The organism is Vibrio sp. 10N.261.51.C6, assembly GCF_041471785.1.
GTDB classification, from domain to species: Bacteria; Pseudomonadota; Gammaproteobacteria; order Enterobacterales; family Vibrionaceae; genus Vibrio; species Vibrio crassostreae_C.
Window position 1 is genome coordinate 16,968 of the sequence record NZ_JBFRPB010000005.1, and the last position, 18,499, is coordinate 35,466.

Consider the following 18,499-nt stretch of genomic DNA (forward strand, 5'->3'; position numbering starts at 1 on the left):
AAATCAGTCATGTTGTGTCTAACATCTATAGCGTATCGCTAATTTTGGCTTAATCCCAGAAGAATAACGTTCGAGTTGATTTCGAGGTTACTTTCTTGCCAACAGAGACATCCTATCCCTTTAGCTTATACATTATAGGTATCCATCAATAAATTGTAGTGCTCCTTAGAACGCAAACGGTTTGTATCTCAAAAAAACATTCTAGACCCTACATCGAATCTAAGCATAAGCGCGTGCATATACTAAAAACGGCAGGCCTAAAAACAAAAAAGCCCCGCAGCAATTTCTTGCTACGGGGCGATATTATTATGGCGTCTATATATCGATTTCTAACTAATTAGAAAGACAGGAAGAAGCCAGCAATTGTTGCTGCCATCAGGTTAGATAGAGTACCAGCAATTACCGCTTTAACACCCATACGTGCGATGTCGTGGCGACGGCTTGGTGCAATACCACCTAGACCACCTAGAAGAATCGCAATTGAAGAAAGGTTTGCGAAACCACATAGTGCGAATGCGATGATAGCTTGAGTCTTCTCAGACATCACTTGACCAGTTGCTGCAACAACTTGAGCGTTTTCACCAACGTATGGTACGAAGTTTAGGTATGCAACGAATTCGTTAACAACTGTCTTCTGACCAATGAAAGAACCAGCGATAGTTGCTTCTTCCCATGGAACACCAATGATGAATGCTAGCGGTGCGAAGATCCAACCTAGAAGAAGTTCTAGAGTTAGGTTTTCCATACCGAACCAACCACCGATGCCACCTAGGATACCGTTGATTAGAGCAATTAGACCGATGAATGCTAGTAGCATTGCACCAACGTTAAGTGCTAGTTGTAGACCAACTGATGCGCCACCTGCTGCTGCGTCGATAACGTTAGCTGGTTTGTCATCGCCACCGTCCATTTCGTCAGCGATGTTGTCGTCTGGCGTATCTGTTTCAGGCTTGATGATTTTAGCGAATAGTAGACCACCTGGTGCTGCCATGAATGATGCTGCTACAAGGTACTCTAGAGGTACACCCATAGATGCGTAACCCGCTAGTACACCACCAGCTACAGAAGCCAAACCACCACACATTACTGCGAATAGTTCAGAGTTAGTCATTTTAGGAACAAATGGACGAACAACTAGAGGTGCTTCAGTTTGACCAACGAAGATGTTTGCTGCTGCAGACATAGACTCGGCGCGAGAAGTACCTAGAGCTTTCTGAAGACCACCACCAAGAACTTTGATTACAATTTGCATAACACCAATGTAGTAAAGTACAGAGATAAGTGCAGAGAAGAAAATCAGAGTTGGTAGTACTTGGAAAGCAAAGATGAAACCGATACCGTCAACTGAGAAGTTAACTAGGCTGCCGAATAGGAAACCAGTACCGTCTTTACCGTAGTCGATCACGTTTGCTACACCAGCAGAGAAACCTGCAAGTAGATCACGACCCCAAGGGATGTAAAGTACGAATGCACCAAGTGCGAATTGGATAGCGAAAGCGCCACCCACTGTTCTTAGATTAATAGCTTTGCGGTTGTCAGATAGTAGTACTGCGATTGCGATCAGTGCAACCATTCCGACTAGGCTCATAAACAGGCTCATAGTTTATGACTTCCTTATTAGTTATTTATTGGCGTGTTACAAAATGGGGCTATAAAGCGGAGGCAATTATACTCATGCGACCACTAATAAAGTAATGCCGTCCTCACACTTTCGTAGAAGATTCATGTACCATTCACACGCAAATGTGACCCAAATCACAAGCTCAGTGCGATTTACGCAAACGATAAACAAAAACCTTCGATTTTATTCACATATACCGAATGCGCGATGACTATTTTGCCAAATTTGCGCTGCAATCGATTGCTTTGGCTCTTTTCTAAGCAAAAAAAGTTCATTTAAGATCGTAACTAAATATTTGGAATGATTAACATTTCCTTGGTTTCCATACATGGGCATGTCCGGAGCATCCGTTTCCAATACCAGACATTCAAGGGGCAATTTTGCGATGGTTGTGCGTGTTTTTTGCGCTCTTGGGTAAGTTATCGTTCCACCGACGCCAATATAGAAACCGAGCTTGATCCACGCCAAAGCTTGCTGTTCACTCCCAGAAAAACCGTGAATCACACCACCTAAGGTGAACTTATGCTGCTTTATTAGCTCGATAAGTCGGTTGTAAGACTTCCTCTCATGGATGATTAAAGGCAGGTCAAACTCCTTCGCAAGCTCCATTTGTTGGATGAAAAAGCGCTCTTGTTTCTCTCGTTCAACGTCCACAAAAAAGTCCAACCCGCACTCACCTATCGCGACACATTGGCTGTTTTTTGAAGCGAGTAATTGGCGAAGTTCCGAGAATTGCTCGTCATTGGCTTGCTCTAAAAAGTAAGGGTGGAAACCTAAGGCGTAGTAAACATTAGGGTAAAATTTGGCGATTTTATCGAGCTTCGACCAGTTACTTCTGCCAATAGAAGGAATAAGAATCTTCTCGACTTGAGCTTGTTTCGCTTCTTTAAGGTAGCTATCAATACTTTGATCCGGTGTAAAACCTTGCTCAAACGCCTCAAAATCCGCATGGCAATGGGTATCAAACAGCGGAAAGTCACTTATTTGCTGTGTCATCTTCCCTACTCTCCATTTGTTTCCCTTGAGGATCACGACGATAAGCAACACAACTGCGCTTGTTTTCAGGCGTTAGCCCAAGCTCTTCACACCACTTATCGTATTTCCTAACCCAAGCTTTTATCCAACCGAACATATTTACCTCAAGCTTATTGTCTAAAATGGCACGCATTAAAAAACGCCTATTGCAGAACAATAGACGTTTTTGTTTAACTCGAATAGAGATCGAAGAAATTAGTGCTCGCGCGTCGCTCGGAACTGAACTTCAGGGAAGCGTTCAGAAGCTAGGTTCAAGTTCACCATAGTTGGTGCGATGTAAGACAGGTTATCACCGCCATCTAGCGCAAGGTTAGATTGGTTCTTACGTTTGAATTCTTCAAGTTTCTTAGCGTCATCACATTCAACCCAACGAGCTGTTGCAACGTTAACACCTTCGTAGATAGCTTCTACGTTGTATTCCGCTTTCAAGCGCGCTACAACCACGTCGAACTGAAGCACACCAACCGCACCAACGATCAGGTCGTTGTTTTGCATAGGACGGAATACTTGTACTGCGCCCTCTTCTGAAAGCTGAACTAAGCCTTTTAGAAGTTGCTTCTGCTTCAGTGGATCGCGTAGACGGATACGACGGAATAGCTCAGGTGCGAAGTTAGGAATACCAGCGAACTTAAGGCTCTCACCTTGAGTAAAGGTATCACCAATCTGGATAGTACCGTGGTTATGTAGACCGATAATATCACCCGCGTATGCTTTTTCAGCACGTGCACGGTCACCCGCCATAAAGGTTACCGCATCAGAGATACTTACACTCTTGCCTGTACGAACATGGTTCATCTTCATACCTTGGTTGTAAGTACCCGAAACGATACGCATGAATGCGATACGGTCACGGTGTTTAGGGTCCATGTTTGCTTGGATCTTGAAGACGAAACCAGAGAACTTCTCTTCGGTTGCTTCAACATCACGCTCGTTCGCTTGACGCGTTTGAGGTGCTGGAGCCCATTTCGTTAGACCATCAAGCATGTGGTCAACACCAAAGTTACCCAATGCAGTACCGAAGTAAACCGGCGTTAGTTCACCCGCTAGGAACAGTTCATGATCAAACTCAGGACAAGCACCGATAACAAGCTCTAGCTCTTCACGTACGCTTTCCGCAAGATCAGCACCTACTGCTTCATCTAGCTCAGGGTTATCGAGACCTTTGATGATACGAACTTCTTGGATCTCGTGGCCGTGGCCAGATTCATACAAGATCGTTTCATCACGATGAATGTGGTAAACACCTTTAAACTCTTTACCACAACCGATAGGCCATGAGATAGGAGCACAAGCCATACCTAGCTCGCTCTCTACTTCATCAAGCACTTCCATTGGGTCACGAACGTCACGGTCAAGTTTATTCATAAACGTTACGATTGGCGTATCACGTAGACGCGTTACTTCCATTAGTTTACGAGTACGATCCTCGACACCTTTCGCAGCATCGATAACCATCAAACATGAATCAACCGCTGTTAGCGTACGGTACGTATCTTCCGAGAAATCTTCGTGTCCTGGAGTATCTAGTAGGTTTACTAGGCAATCATTGTATGGGAATTGCATTACCGACGTAGTTACCGAGATACCACGTTCTTTTTCCATCTCCATCCAGTCAGATTTAGCGTGCTGGTTAGAGCCACGGCCTTTTACGGTACCCGCTTTTTGAATCGCGTTTCCGAATAAAAGAACTTTTTCAGTAATCGTGGTTTTACCCGCATCCGGGTGAGAGATAATCGCAAACGTTCTACGTTTGCTCACTTCTTGTTGGAAAGACATAGTCGCCCTTTGCTGATCTAAAGCGTAAAAAGGGCAAGTAGATAATACTTGCCCTTGAATTCTGTGTGCGGATTATACAGAAAGCGTATCACTTTCTAAAGGGTCAGTTTACACCCTATTTTTTGGCTAATTTTGTGATTAGCTATCTAGTTAGCGAAAAGACGTAACATGACTAGCTAAAAGACATAAAAAGATAGCTCATAATGATGGCATCTTCGTTGCCTTGTTTAGTTGGATAGTAATTACGACGGCGATCAACTTCGTTGAAGCCTGCCTTTTCGTAAAGATTAAACGCGTTCACATTACTTTCGCGAACTTCCAGCCAAGCGCTTTCAGCATCAGCTTGTTCACATATATCAAGGAAATGTTCAGTTAGTGCCTTACCATAACCTTTGCCTTGCTTGCTTGGGTCTACCGCAATATTAAGCAGCGTCACTTCACCAACAATATTTTGAGCGAAGAAATAGCCCACCACTTGTCCATCAACTTCAAGGACATGATGACAAGCGCCTCGGCTATCAAGATCTCGGATCATATTTTCAGACCAAGGGTGAGAATGCGCGGCCTGCTCTATCTTCCAAATGGCGTCTAGGTGTTGTTGTGAAGTCGGTAAAAATTGATTAGTCATAAGCACAAATTTGTTGCCATAAGTCGCGGCGGTGTTGGTTGTTACCGTTAATGTCAGACAGTAATGGCGATTGAAGTGTTTTAGCCTTCAGCTCTTGAGCCGATTCACAACCAGCAAACCACACCCATTCAACATCACCAAGTTCGATAGAAGATAAGTGTTGAGGCTGAATATGTAAGGCTTGAGATAAGTCGAGTTTGATACTTTTGAGTACACGCTCAAACATCACAGCGAGGTCTTCCTGAGGTTTTTCAGGCGAAACCAACAGTAACTTGCAATCGCTCGAGAGCGGAGTCAATTCAGATTCATAACCTGCTAAACGCTCTGGGTGACTTAGTTCCCATTGGCTAATGCCCATCTCATGTAGGTATTGCGCGTGTGTTTGTGACATATCTAGCGGTGTAACCTTAGGTTTGTTGGTATTGCTCTTCTTAGAGCGAACTGAAAAGGAGCTCATTGGGGCTGATACTAACAAAAAATAAAGGAGCATCAAGCTCCTTTATTTAGACTAAATTAGTTTGTATCGGATTACGTGGTAAATCAGCTTATAAGTCGTTGAACTCTGGGCTGTAAGCAATCTCACCAGAATGCCCAGCAAACACACCCTCTACCAACTCAATCGCTTGGAAAGCACCTTCAGGTACATCCCAAACACAACTCAGGCCAAACTCGCTCGCAGCCTTAAAACCAAAGCGGCCGTAGTAAGCAGGATCACCAAGCACAACACAGGCTGGGTAACCGAAATCTACCAATGTAGAAAATGCGTCTTCAACCAGTGATTTGGCAATACCTTGATTGCGGTACTCTTCTTTCACTGCGAGAGGCGCAAGTCCCTGCCAGTTATGATCGTCACCATGGAGAGTGATAGGGCTAAACATCAGGTGACCAACCACCTCGCCCTCATCAGAACAAGCCACCAGCGATAGCGTTAAATGGCTATTCTCACGCAAGCTCATAACCAAATTAGCTTCCGCATCTGTTTCAAAAACAGATTTCAATAAACGATCAATGACAAGTATATCTGCCGGTGCTTCAGTTCGAATAAGCATTCATTACCTCACTTTGTGTATCTGGGGATTGTACTCCCTTCTGCACAAAATCAGCTAATTGATTTAACAAAGTTTTCATAGGAGTCGGCAATACGTCTAAATCTACGCTATCCATCAAGTTTTTGACTTCTAAACCAAGCTCTGTATCGCCCTCAATAGACAGTCTACGTTGAAAGAAAAGCGTATCTGGGTCTTCTTTACGCCCGGCAATCAGCACAAGATCGTTAAGGTTTCCGCTAAAGCTTACATCTTCAACAACCTCGTTATCAGCTACAACTAGTTGCTCATTTTGATAGCTAATACACCAACTTAACCCCATATCTTTTATTGAGACTTTAAGCCACTTGTCTTCTAAGAATTCAAAGTCACCGTCCTCTAAAGCTTCCTTAAAGACATTCTTAAGCGCCTCCAATAAGGCTCTTTTTTGTACTGTTTTAGGCAATAACTGGACTGGAGATCGCAAAATTGATGCGGCATTTTGAACTAGTTGAGTGCGAATCTTGTTTATCACGTGACTTATCCGTAACTTTGTCAATAATATGGAATGCATCATAGATGATGTTGAAATCTCAGTTACTGTTATGTATCAAATTAACTTCGGTTTGATACTCGACCTTTAATATCCTGAAAATCACAGTTATAGTAACTCAGGTCATGAGAATTACAGCGGATCGCTGCACTCACAGGTAAATATCGATAGCCACACAAAAAGTAATAAATATTTATCGATAGTGAATATTCAAGCTCTTGGAGAATTGGTAGTACTTTGATGCCTCCCCAGCAACTACAACATTGGTTTACCCAGCTAACAGCAAACAGTCCGTTCTTTTTTGCGGTACTTGACGCCCAACATAACTATTTTATGGTTAATGAGCGTTACTGCGATATTGCTGGTTTGAGTCAAACAGAGCTTGCAGGCATGAATGATCGCCAAACATTGGGCGAACAGTTCTACCAACATCTCAAGCCTTACTATGAGCGTGCATTCAGTGGCGAAACGATTGAGGCCGAAGTCACCCTCAACGAAACAGACCTCGATACCAGCCTTCATTTCAGCCTATCTCCGCTTACCAATGGCAACAAAACCGACTACATCGTCTTTCACGCCTTCGATACATCAGAAAACCAAGTACTTGTCCGTTCTTTAGAAGAATCCGAAGCCAAATTCCACAAACTATCTCAACTACTCCCTGACGGATTACTGCTCGTTGAAAGTGACTATATCTTGTCATCCAACCCAGCGGCAGCGCGCCTGCTTGGCTTTAACTCAACCACAGAGTTAATTGGCGAACAGCTGGGACGCCTATTTATCGATGAACAAACCAAAACAGTCTTCAATAATAACCTCAGCTCTATTATTTCTGAGTCTGGTTTGGTTTGCTTAACGGGTGCACGATGCGGCTTTGAACGTAAGGTTCAGCTCAACATCGACTCCACCACTGTTCTTGGAAGCAACACTCAGTTGGTGCTTATCCAAGACGCACAAGAAACCGCAAAACAATACACACCGGCAAACAGTGAAGATGCCTACATCGATGCACTGACCAAGCTCTACAACCGAGTTGGGTTTACTAAGCGTCTTGAGCAGTTCATTCACAATGATACGCCGGTGGTGATGCTCTACTTAGACATTGATAACTTTAAGAATATCAATGACTCACTTGGTCATCACATCGGTGACAAGGTGATTAAAGAGGTCGCTTCGCGTCTTAAACGCTTACTGCCTCGTAAGGCCGTGATTGGACATTTAGGCGGGGATGAGTTTGGTATTATCCTGCCAGAACCTGAACATCAGCGAACACCTGAAATGCTCGCTGAAAAGATCATATCTCTGATCAATCAACCCTTCGATCTTCACCACTTTAGCAAGCGCTTAGCCTGCTCTATTGGTAGTGTGAGCTTTCCTCAAGATGGTACTGATGCTCGTATCTTGCTGCAAAATGCAGACACAGCAATGTATGAAGCGAAAGATCGTGGTCGTAATCGCCTGATCAAGTTCAACGAACAGATGAATAAAGAAGCGCGTATGCGACTGTGGCTTGAGATAGAGCTCCAAAAAGCACTGCAACAAAATGGACTTGAGGTTTGGTATCAACCGAAAGTGAATGCCCGTGATTTCACCATCAACGGCGCTGAAGCTCTGGTACGTTGGAAGCATCCTGTCGAAGGTTATATCAGTCCGGCCGCGTTCATTCCTGTGGCGGAACGAGCAGGGCTTATTGAACAACTTGGCCGAGTGGTAATGCGTGAAGTGTTTGCTACGGTTAAACGCTGGAAGATGCAAGGTATCCTTCCAGGTCGAGTGGCTATCAACCTTTCACCAGAACAGTTTGGTAACCCAAAGCTGATTGATTACATGGAAAAGCTACTGCGTTCGACCGAGCTTGATCCAAGTGCGATTACGTTCGAGCTAACGGAAAGTGCGGTGATGAGTGATAGTGAACACACACTCCAAATGCTTAACGCCATCAAGAAACTTGGCTTTGCTCTCTCCATTGATGATTTTGGTACAGGTTACTCTTCACTGTCTTACCTTGCTCGCTTCCCAATTGATGAGCTTAAGATAGACCGTGCTTTCATCTCTGATATCGATACCCTACCAAAGCAAATCACCGTAATTGAAAACATCATCAACCTAGGTAAATCTCTCGATTTGACCGTGGTTGCTGAAGGTGTCGAAACCAGTGAGCAAGCGACTCTATTATCGAACCTCAACTGTAGTTCGATTCAAGGCTTCCACTTCTACCGTCCGCAACCAAAACAAGATGTCGAAGAGTTGTTTGCCCAAAACCGCCGTCATAAGAACTAATCAAGTACCTCATATTTAAACCAAGCCAACATGTAAAACGGTCACTCGTCAGTACCTCAAACGGAGTAAAAGCAGATTTATCCATCTAAACCTGCCTTACATCAATTCCGTCATTCACAATTCTTCATAAAATGCTCGCTTCAACTTAATTCTACTGGTAGTGAGCAAATGGAACTCTTATGCCCAGCGGGTAACTTACCTGCTTTGAAAACCGCTATTGATTGTGGTGCGGATGCTGTCTATATCGGATTCAAAGACGATACCAATGCCCGACACTTTGCAGGCCTAAACTTTGCGGGTAAAAAGCTCGATCGTGCTGTGCAGTATGTGCATGACCACAACAAGAAAATTCATGTTGCCCTAAATACGTTTGCTCACCCAAATGGCTTCGACCGTTGGACTAATGCCGTAGACAACGCCGCTGCTCTGGGTGTTGATGCGCTGATCATCGCAGACATCGCGGTGCTTGAGTACGCAGCAAATAAGTATCCAGATCTAGAACTGCACCTATCAGTGCAAGCATCTGCGACCAATGCGGCGGCTATCGACTTCTACCATAAAAACTTCAACGTTAAGCGTGTCGTACTACCGCGTGTGTTGTCGATTCATCAGGTCAAACAGCTTTCTCGTAACATCACTTCTGACGTTGACCTTGAAGTATTCGCTTTTGGTAGCTTGTGCATCATGGCAGAAGGCCGTTGCTACCTCTCTTCATACATGACAGGCGAATCACCAAATACTGTTGGTGCTTGTTCTCCGGCGAAATACGTTCGCTGGCAAGAAACAGAAACTGGCCTCGAATCTCGCTTGAACGAAATCCTTATCGATAAATATGAAGCAGGTGAAAACGCAGGTTACCCAACGCTGTGTAAAGGCCGCTTTGAAGCAGATATCGATGGTGAACGTAAGCGCTATCACGCACTTGAAGAGCCAACCAGCCTCAACACGCTATCCATGTTGCCTGAGCTTTTCGCGGCGAACGTTGCCTCAGTGAAGATTGAAGGTCGCCAACGCAGCCCGGCTTATGTTGAACAAGTCACTCGTACGTGGCGTGCAGCTATCGATCGCTACTTAGCGAACCCAGAACAATACCAAGTGGAACAAGCTTGGAATGCGACACTGGCGAATGTATCGGAAGGTACACAAACCACGCTTGGCGCTTATCACCGTAAATGGCAATAGAGCCAAATGGAGAACTCAATGAAATACGCATTAGGCCCTCTACTTTATTTTTGGCCAAAACAAGACGTTGAAAGCTTCTATGAGCAAGCGAAATCAAGCTCTGCCGATATCATCTACCTAGGTGAAGCGGTGTGTTCAAAGCGTCGTGAGATGAAAGCGAAACACTGGATGGACATTGCTAAAGAGCTGTCGGCTTCAGGTAAGCAAGTCGTACTTTCCACCATGGCATTGCTAGAAGCACCAAGCGAAGTCAACATCATGAAGAAGTACATCGATAACGGTGACTTTGCGATCGAAGCCAATGATGTGTCTGCAATTCAACTGGCCAGCGAAAGCAAAGTACCTTTCGTGGTTGGCCCGGCAGTAAACACCTACAACGCACGCACCCTGAACCTATTCTTGAAACAAGGCATGACGCGTTGGTGTATGCCGGTTGAGCTTTCTCGCGAATGGCTAAGCAACGTAATGACCCAGTGCGAAGAGCTAAATATTCGTAACAAGTTCGAAGTTGAAGTGTTTAGCCACGGCTACCTACCGCTTGCTTACTCAGCACGCTGCTTTACCGCTCGCGCTGAAAACAAAGCTAAAGACGATTGCGAAACCTGCTGTATCAAGTACCCAACAGGGCTACAAGTAGAAAGCCAAGAAGGCCAATCAGTCTTCAACCTTAACGGTATTCAGACGCAATCAGGCTACTGCTACAACCTAGTCAACGATTTGCCAAATATGCACGACTTGGTTGATGTGGTTCGTTTAAGCCCACTCGGCATCGATACCTTCTCTGAAATCAATAACTTCAGAGCGAACGAGCAAGGTCAAAAACCGATGAAGATTGAAAGCCGCCAATGTAATGGTTACTGGCATCAGCTTGCAGGTTTAGACGTTAAGAACATCTAGTTCCTCGCATTGGACTAACCAGCAACAGATACAAAAAAGGTCTAGCGTTCGCTAGACCTTTTTAATGCGACTTAGGAAACACGGCCTATGCCGTCGCTGTTTCCATCGGTGAGGCATCGAGCTTCTTTAAGTCTTTGTAGAGCATTACCATCACCACCACACTTAGTGCGATGTTAGACAGTGGGTACGCAATCCAGATCCCCGGCACACCATACAACTTAGGCATAATGTACAAGAACGGTAGTTGGATAAGCATATTACCTATAGTCACAAACATCGCCTTGCTGCCCTTGTTCACCGCTTGATAGTAAGCAGCTGCGACTACCAAGAAGCCATCCAGCGCCAGTGCAAACATGTGAAGGCGAATACCCAACACGGTGTACTCAACCAACTGAGGTTCGTCTGAGTTAAATACTGATACAAACTCACGTGGGAACGCATTGAGAAGCAGCACGAACGCCACACCAATCAATACCGAACTCATCATCGAAATCTTAAGTAGCTTGCGGATGTTTGCTTGGTTACGCGCACCATGGTTGTAGCTCACCAATGGTTGCATGCCGTTGGCGATACCTTCAGCCGTGAGATAATAAACCGTCACGATGTAGCCCAAAATCGCGTAAGCACCGATCATCAACTGGTCGCCATATTGAGAGAACAACGCATTGTGCAACGCCACCATCATCGAACCATAAGCGTACATAAAGAAGCTTGATGTACCAATGGCGAAGATTTGTGGAATCACATCCAGCTTCAATCTCAACTCATTCCAACGTAAACGTAGGTTTGCTCGACGCGAGAAGAAGTAAGCCAAGCCGAGAGCCGTTACTACAAACTGGGCAATCGCTGTTGCTAATGCTGCACCCATCAACTCCCAGCCATAGAGAGCGATAAACAGGTAATCGAGCACGATATTAATCACCGCACCAACGATCATCAGTATCGTCGCTAAGTTCGGACTGTCATCGTTACGCAGTAGAAACGGCATCGCGATCGAACCTAGCGTGAAGACACTAGCACCAATCAGAATGTGTAAGTACTGCAGACCAAGTTCATACACTCGCCCTTCAGCGCCCTGCCAAAGCAAGAAGTTATCAGCAAACAAGAACAACAATGCAGAGACAATAGGCGTTATCGCTAACAACAAGGTTAAGCCCGTTGCTAAGATCTGCTTAGCGCCTTGAGTATCTTTTTCACCTTGGCGAATCGAGACAAGCGCACCTGTGCCCACACCCACCAACATACCAATACCAAGAATCGAACCAATCACTGGCCACGCAACATTGATACCTGCAAGTCCATCAGCCCCCACATAGCGGCCAATGAAGATGCCATCCGCCACTTGGTACAGGCCATTAACCAACATGGCCGCCACGGTAGGGATTGTGTATCGCCAAAATTGACGACTAATTGAGTTACTCATTTCTTACTCTACTTTCATTTGTGAGTCGCATATCAACAAGATATGACTCGAAAAATTAGTTAACAAGGCTAACTAAATATCTAAATTATTTACTTTAAAGCTTTATTTAATAATAGGTTTAACTGCTGAGATTCTTGCTCAGACAAACGGCTTTCCAGTATCTGTGCCATGACCTGATAGATCTTACTTTCTTCTTCCAAGCCGACTTCCGCTTTGCTAGTCAGTACGACCAACTTAGACCTCGCATCTTCGAGCGAAGCTTTACGCTCAACGAGACCTTTTCTCTCTAACCTTTGAACCATAGTAGTTGCTGAAGGCTTGGTTACTTGCATTTCAATCGCCAGATCTGTCAATCGGATCGGTTCAGGAGAGGCTTGAATGACCTTCAAATAGTCATATTCATTGAAGCTCAATTGGCAAATAGGATCTTCATTTACCTGAGTGCGCCATATCTTAGAGGCGAAGCGCTCAATCTTTTCTAAATTCTGGTTCAGCATACTCACCTAATGAAAGAATAGCATTTAGTTAGCAAGGCTAACTATTTTAGTGTTGTTTAAATAAAAAGCAATCAAAACGAGATGAAGATCATAAAAAAGGAGCATAAAAAAACCGCTGACAGACAGCGGCTTTTCGGAATCAAAATGTGTTGCTTACTTAGCGTTGGCTTCTTCTTCGGCCTCAGCCAGCTTAACTTGCGCTAAGTGCTCAGCTTTAAGTGTGGTGAAGATACGGCTTAACTCTAAGAAAGAGTAACGGTGTTCTACGTATTCATACACGTTAAAAGAAACCGCTAACTTGTACAAAGAGATAGCATTCGCGTAATCACCATTCATATGGTAACGCTTAGCAAGGTAGAAGTACGTCTCTGTTAGACGCTGCGCAAGTAACGTGTTGTCACGAGTACCGGTTAAGATCGCCTTGAAAGCCTGCTCTTCAGTAATGTCATCAAGCATAATCGCGACTAATACCCAACCCCACTGCTCATCACGGCTCTCGTAACGTTTTTGCAAATCAAGCTTAGCCTGCTCTGGCGTCAGATCATGCTGAATGATGTACAACCACAGAGCGCGAAACGGATCGCTAGGATCGTCGGCATAGTGCTTCATCATCTCTTCATTGGCTAAGTCGTAACGCTCGCCATAGTAAAGCGCGATAGAGCGGTTCCTTTCTGCGTAAGAGTTTGCAGGATCAAGCTCTAACGTAGAATCAAAAGATTCATAAGCCGCATCAAACTCCCCTACCTGCGTAAAGTAAACACCCAAAAGATTGAAGATATCAGGTTGAGCAGGGTTCAATGAAAGAGATTGGTTGAAGTCGAGACGCGCGAGATCACGCAGGCCAACACTGTCGTAGTAGTTACCACGTTCAAACAGCATCTTAGCTCGAACTTCATCGTTCAAATCTGGGCGCTGTAATAACTGACTAAGACGTGCAATTTGAACTTCTTGCTGAACGCTTGGTTGCAGTGGCACAGCCATCGGTGGATAAACCCAACTTGAGGTGTTATCTGATGTTGTCGCACAACCTGTTAGTACAAGCAGTAAACACATACTCGCGGTTTGAAACCATTTCACAAATAATTACTCCTGTTATGACCGCAATAAAAAAGGGGAGCGATATGCTCCCCTTTATAACATGCTTTGTTGACGATAGGTTAGAAATCACTAAAAAGCGATATCACCATCGACACACTGAGAATTACTCAGCAGCAGGTGCTTCGCCTTCAGCTGGCGTTTCAACTGCTTCTTTCATGCTTAGACGTACACGGCCTTGACGGTCAATTTCAAGAACCTTAACAGGAACTTCTTGACCTTCAGTTAGGTAGTCAGACACTTTCTCAACGCGCTTGTCAGCGATTTGAGAGATGTGTACTAGACCATCTTTACCTGGAAGGATAGTAACGAATGCACCGAAGTCAGCTAGACGAGCAACTTTACCTTGGTAAATGCGGCCAACTTCAACTTCAGCTGTGATCTCTTCGATACGACGGATAGCTTCTTTAGCAGCTGCGCCTTCAGTAGCAGCAATCTTGATTGTGCCATCGTCTTCGATTTCGATTGTAGTACCAGTTTCTTCACAAAGAGCACGGATAACTGCGCCGCCTTTACCGATAACATCTTTGATCTTATCAGAGCTGATTTTCATTGTGTGGATACGTGGAGCGAATTCAGAGATATCTTCACGAGCACCAGAGATAGCTTCATCCATTACAGAAAGGATGTGCTTACGTGCACCTTGCGCTTGGTTAAGTGCTATTTGCATGATCTCTTTAGTGATACCTTCGATCTTGATGTCCATTTGAAGTGCAGTGATACCAGCGTTAGTACCTGCTACTTTAAAGTCCATGTCACCTAGGTGATCTTCGTCGCCAAGGATGTCAGAAAGAACAACGAAATCGTCGCCTTCTTTAACAAGACCCATTGCGATACCCGCAACAGAAGCTTTGATTGGAACACCAGCATCCATAAGAGCTAGAGATGTACCACATACAGAAGCCATTGAAGAAGAACCGTTAGATTCTGTGATTTCCGATACAACACGAACTGTGTATGGGAATTCTTCAACAGAAGGCATTACTGCTTGGATACCACGTTTAGCAAGCTTACCGTGACCAATTTCACGACGCTTAGGAGAACCAACGAAACCAGTTTCACCTACACAGTATGGAGGGAAGTTGTAGTGTAGAAGGAAGTTGTCTTTCTTCTCACCCATCAGGCTGTCGATGATTTGAGCATCACGTTGTGTGCCAAGCGTTGCAGTAACAAGTGCTTGAGTTTCACCACGAGTGAATAGAGAAGAACCGTGTGTACGTGGAAGAACACCAGTACGTACGTCTAGCGCACGAACCATGTCTTTTTCACGGCCATCGATACGTGGGTTGCCAGCGATGATGCGGCTACGTACTACGTTTTTCTCTAGAGAACCAAGCATGCCGCGGATTTCGCGCTCATCTAGGTTTTCGTCTTGTGCAATTAGAGCTTCAACAACGTCGTTCTTGATTGCGCCAACTTGCTCATAACGAGCCATTTTCTCAGTGATCTGGTACGCGTCAGATAGACGAGTTTCAGCAAGTTCAGCAACTTGAGCTTTAAGCTCAGTGTTAACTGCTGGTGCTTCCCAGTTCCAAGATGGAGTTGCAACTTCAGCAGCAAACTCGTTGATTGCTTTGATTACAACTTGTTGTTGGTCGTGACCGTAAACAACAGCTGAAAGCATTTCTTCTTCAGATAGGTTATCTGCTTCAGATTCAACCATAAGTACTGCGCCTTCTGTACCAGACACAACTAGGTCTAGTTTAGAGTTTTCAAGCTCAGTATTTGATGGGTTAAGAACAAGTTCGCCGTCGATGTGACCAACACGTGCAGCACCGATAGGACCATTGAATGGAACACCAGAGATAGCAAGCGCAGCAGATGTTGCGATCATAGTGATCATGTCTGGGTTTACGTCAGGGTTGATAGAAACAACCGTAGCGATAACTTGAACTTCGTTTTTAAACGCACTTGGGAAAAGTGGACGAATTGGACGGTCAATCAGACGAGCTGTTAGTGTTTCGCCTTCAGATGGACGACCTTCACGCTTGAAGAAACCACCAGGGATTTTACCCGCAGCGTATGTACGCTCTTGGTAGTTTACTGTTAGTGGGAAGAAGTCTTGACCTGCAACTGCTTCTTTCTTAGCAACAACAGAAACGAATACTGAAGTATCGTCCATAGTCGCCATTACAGCAGCAGTAGCTTGACGTGCAATTACGCCCGTTTCTAGAGTAACGGTGTGGTTACCGTACTGGAACGATTTTACAACTGGTTTTTCAAACATTGTATATCCTTAGCTCTAAAGTCAGACTTTAGATTAAGTGAATAATGACTCAAGACATTACCAATCGCGACTAGTGAAAAGGGACTTAGGATGGTGACTCTTTGTATGTGTTCATACGCCGAATTAAGACCAAATCCGCCTTTGAATAGTCGCGACCTATTGGCCGACATCTGTGACTGTAATCTCTTGAGAGGTTGATTGCCAAACGCTGAAAACGCTATAGGCGGGCGTAGTATAAACTATTTTTATTAGGAGATATATTTCCTATCAGAAAAAGCCAGATGATATTCTGAGCATCCAGCCTAGCATTTTCTTACAGGCACAAAAAAAGGAGCATAAATGCTCCTTTTCTTCAAACTGTCTTTGCAGACATCGCTATTAGCGACGTAGGCCTAGACGCTTGATTAGGTCTTGGTAACGAGCAAGGTTTTTGCCTTTCAAGTAATCAAGAAGCTTACGACGGCTAGAAACCATACGTAGTAGACCACGACGGCTGTGGTGATCGTGTTTGTGCGCTTTGAAGTGACCTTGTAGGTGGTTGATAGAAGCAGTAAGTAGTGCTACTTGTACTTCTGGTGAACCTGTGTCGCCTTCAGATTGTGCGTATTCTGCAACGATTGCTGCTTTAGTTTCTGCATTCAGAGACATAATTCTCTCCTGATAAGAGTAAGTTTATATTTGTAGCAGCCAATCTCTGATTCAGCCGCTACGCGAGCCGAGGATTATAGGGAAGTTTGTCAGTTGGCGCAATAACAATCGAACCCATTAAAAACGAAAAAAGCGAACCACCTAAATTAGGCGTTCGCTTTCTATCTTATTTGCTCGCTTTTCACGACTCAGCGCTAAGATCCGATGTAAGCGCTACGCTTGTGGCTCTTCATCTCTGAAAACAACCAAACGCTTCGGTGCAACTCGGCCATCTTCAGCAATCTGAGCTACGCCGACAAACAGCTTCTCTTCGCCACTTGTCATACGAACCGTGCCTTCAGTTGGCGCACCAGCAACCTGAACTGGCATACCGTGCTGAACTAGGTCAGTCAGTTCCGCGTTCAGGTTTACTTCTGGTAAGTCTTCAACGGCAGTGTCCATTGGCATCAGCAGTGGATCAAGCAGCTCTTTCGGTGCAATTTCTTGCGCCTGTGCTTGCTCTAGGATCTCGTTTAACTGCTCCAAAGTCACCATACGCTCGTATGGGTACTTTGCGACACCTGTACGACGAAGCATGGTCACGTGAGCACCACAACCTAGCATTTCACCAAGGTCGTCGGTAATTGTGCGGATGTATGTGCCTTTCGAACAATGCACTTCCATTTCAACTTCATCACCTTCAAAGCGAAGCAGTTCAATAGAGTACACAGTGATCTTACGAGACTCACGAGGAACCTCGATACCTGCACGTGCGTATTCGTACAAAGGCTTACCTTGATACTTCAATGCCGAAAACATTGATGGTATCTGATCGGTTTCACCCTTGAAGCTCGCAATGCAACGTTCAAGCTGTTCTTGAGTCACGTTAACATCACGTGTCTCTACCACTTCACCATCAGAGTCAGAGGTATTGGTACGCTCACCAAGCTTAGCGATAACAACGTAGCGCTTATCAGAATCTAGAAGAAACTGAGAGAACTTCGTTGCTTCACCAAGACAAATTGGCAGCATGCCAGTCGCAAGAGGATCCAGAGCACCGGTGTGCCCTGCCTTCTCTGCAAAGTAAATACGCTTTACTTTTTGCAGTGCATCATTAGACGAAATGCCAGTCGGCTTATCTAATAGAATTACCCCGTTGATAGGGCGACCTTTACGACGGCGAGCCATTACTCTTCGCCCTTAGACTGAGCTTCGTCAGTGCGGCCAGCTTCTTCTTGCTTACGCTTATCATCGTTCAGAACTTCACTTACTAGGTTAGACATACGCATGCCTTCTACTAGTGTGTTGTCGTAAGTAAAACGAACTTCAGGCGTTAGACGGTGGCGAATACGCTTACCAAGAGCCATACGAACTGGCACTTCATGCTCTTTAAGAGCTTTAAGGCATGATTCAGGAGTTTGCTCACCAACACACAGGAAAGTCACGAACACTTTTGCGTAAGCAAGGTCACGAGACACTTCTACGTCTGAGATAGTTACCATACCAATACGTGAGTCACGAACTTCACGTTGTAGGATAAGAGCAAGCTCTTTTTGAAGCTGCTGAGACACACGTTGTGTGCGGCTAAATTCTTTTGACATTTTCTTTTCTCACTTAGAAAGATGGGGGGCTT

At 44.8% G+C, this 18,499-nt stretch carries 18 protein-coding genes; 3 read left to right on the forward strand and 15 right to left on the reverse strand.

Translation table 11 applies throughout. The annotated features are described in order from the left end of the window. Nucleotides 1–337: 337 nt before the first annotated feature. The 8 genes from AB4375_RS00280 to AB4375_RS00315 all read right to left on the reverse strand — a co-directional run bounded on the left by AB4375_RS00280 (nucleotide 338) and on the right by AB4375_RS00315 (nucleotide 6,662). Nucleotides 338–1,600 (reverse strand): NupC/NupG family nucleoside CNT transporter, encoded by a 1,263-nt coding sequence (locus tag AB4375_RS00280; RefSeq protein ID WP_017058833.1) that lies wholly within the window; start codon nucleotides 1,598–1,600, stop codon nucleotides 338–340. A 204-nt stretch (nucleotides 1,601–1,804) separates the two neighbouring features. Further along, complete coding sequence (locus tag AB4375_RS00285) at nucleotides 1,805–2,617, reverse strand: TatD family hydrolase (RefSeq protein WP_017068224.1); 813 nt, start codon at nucleotides 2,615–2,617, stop codon at nucleotides 1,805–1,807. Continuing rightward, entirely contained in the window at nucleotides 2,598–2,753 is a 156-nt protein-coding gene (locus tag AB4375_RS00290) for a DUF5363 family protein (RefSeq protein WP_158089201.1), read from the reverse strand. The genes AB4375_RS00285 and AB4375_RS00290 overlap by 20 nt, the downstream gene beginning before the upstream one ends. 98 nt (nucleotides 2,754–2,851) lie before the next feature. Then, the gene (gene prfC, locus AB4375_RS00295; protein WP_017059244.1) at nucleotides 2,852–4,432 is read right to left on the reverse strand and encodes a peptide chain release factor 3; all 1,581 of its coding nucleotides are present in this window, start codon (nucleotides 4,430–4,432) and stop codon (nucleotides 2,852–2,854) included. Nucleotides 4,433–4,604: 172 nt separating this feature from the next. After that, entirely contained in the window at nucleotides 4,605–5,060 is a 456-nt protein-coding gene (gene rimI, locus AB4375_RS00300; RefSeq protein ID WP_017059243.1) for a ribosomal protein S18-alanine N-acetyltransferase, read from the reverse strand. Further along, entirely contained in the window at nucleotides 5,053–5,451 is a 399-nt protein-coding gene (locus tag AB4375_RS00305; RefSeq protein WP_372050872.1) for a DNA polymerase III subunit psi, read from the reverse strand. Before AB4375_RS00305 ends, rimI begins: the two co-directional genes overlap by 8 nt. A gap of 154 nt (nucleotides 5,452–5,605) precedes the next feature. Then, nucleotides 5,606–6,109, reverse strand: a complete 504-nt coding sequence (locus tag AB4375_RS00310) for a GNAT family N-acetyltransferase (RefSeq protein ID WP_004734484.1) — start codon at nucleotides 6,107–6,109, stop codon at nucleotides 5,606–5,608. Further along, nucleotides 6,093–6,662 (reverse strand): SCP2 domain-containing protein, encoded by a 570-nt coding sequence (locus AB4375_RS00315; protein ID WP_017080003.1) that lies wholly within the window; start codon nucleotides 6,660–6,662, stop codon nucleotides 6,093–6,095. The genes AB4375_RS00310 and AB4375_RS00315 overlap by 17 nt, the downstream gene beginning before the upstream one ends. Nucleotides 6,663–6,878: 216 nt before the next feature. On the opposite strand from AB4375_RS00315, the gene AB4375_RS00320 reads away from it, so the two are divergent. The 3 genes from AB4375_RS00320 (at nucleotide 6,879) to AB4375_RS00335 (ending at nucleotide 10,997) form a co-directional block, all read left to right on the forward strand. Further along, nucleotides 6,879–8,918, forward strand: coding sequence for a bifunctional diguanylate cyclase/phosphodiesterase (locus AB4375_RS00320; RefSeq protein ID WP_017059239.1), 2,040 nt, complete (start codon nucleotides 6,879–6,881; stop codon nucleotides 8,916–8,918). 168 nt (nucleotides 8,919–9,086) lie between these two features. Next, nucleotides 9,087–10,100, forward strand: a complete 1,014-nt coding sequence (locus AB4375_RS00330; RefSeq protein WP_017059238.1) for a peptidase U32 family protein — start codon at nucleotides 9,087–9,089, stop codon at nucleotides 10,098–10,100. A gap of 18 nt (nucleotides 10,101–10,118) precedes the next feature. Continuing rightward, nucleotides 10,119–10,997, forward strand: coding sequence for a U32 family peptidase (locus tag AB4375_RS00335; protein WP_017059237.1), 879 nt, complete (start codon nucleotides 10,119–10,121; stop codon nucleotides 10,995–10,997). An 85-nt stretch (nucleotides 10,998–11,082) separates the two neighbouring features. Here AB4375_RS00335 and AB4375_RS00340 read toward each other — a convergent pair whose 3' ends face one another. The 7 genes from AB4375_RS00340 to rbfA all read right to left on the reverse strand — a co-directional run bounded on the left by AB4375_RS00340 (nucleotide 11,083) and on the right by rbfA (nucleotide 18,467). Beyond that, complete coding sequence (locus tag AB4375_RS00340) at nucleotides 11,083–12,420, reverse strand: MATE family efflux transporter (protein ID WP_372050850.1); 1,338 nt, start codon at nucleotides 12,418–12,420, stop codon at nucleotides 11,083–11,085. An 89-nt stretch (nucleotides 12,421–12,509) separates the two neighbouring features. Continuing rightward, entirely contained in the window at nucleotides 12,510–12,917 is a 408-nt protein-coding gene (locus AB4375_RS00345) for a MarR family winged helix-turn-helix transcriptional regulator (RefSeq protein WP_017056675.1), read from the reverse strand. Nucleotides 12,918–13,070: 153 nt separating this feature from the next. Continuing rightward, complete coding sequence (nlpI, locus tag AB4375_RS00350; protein WP_136981642.1) at nucleotides 13,071–13,994, reverse strand: lipoprotein NlpI; 924 nt, start codon at nucleotides 13,992–13,994, stop codon at nucleotides 13,071–13,073. Between the two features lie 124 nt (nucleotides 13,995–14,118). Continuing rightward, nucleotides 14,119–16,239, reverse strand: coding sequence for a polyribonucleotide nucleotidyltransferase (pnp, locus tag AB4375_RS00355; RefSeq protein ID WP_372050851.1), 2,121 nt, complete (start codon nucleotides 16,237–16,239; stop codon nucleotides 14,119–14,121). A gap of 378 nt (nucleotides 16,240–16,617) precedes the next feature. Continuing rightward, nucleotides 16,618–16,887: a 30S ribosomal protein S15 gene (rpsO, locus tag AB4375_RS00360; RefSeq protein WP_010436144.1), complete on the reverse strand. Its 270-nt coding sequence runs from the start codon at nucleotides 16,885–16,887 to the stop codon at nucleotides 16,618–16,620. Between the two features lie 213 nt (nucleotides 16,888–17,100). Further along, nucleotides 17,101–18,054, reverse strand: coding sequence for a tRNA pseudouridine(55) synthase TruB (truB, locus tag AB4375_RS00365; protein WP_017059233.1), 954 nt, complete (start codon nucleotides 18,052–18,054; stop codon nucleotides 17,101–17,103). Continuing rightward, complete coding sequence (gene rbfA, locus AB4375_RS00370; protein ID WP_017059232.1) at nucleotides 18,054–18,467, reverse strand: 30S ribosome-binding factor RbfA; 414 nt, start codon at nucleotides 18,465–18,467, stop codon at nucleotides 18,054–18,056. Before rbfA ends, truB begins: the two co-directional genes overlap by 1 nt. Nucleotides 18,468–18,499: the final 32 nt, after the last annotated feature.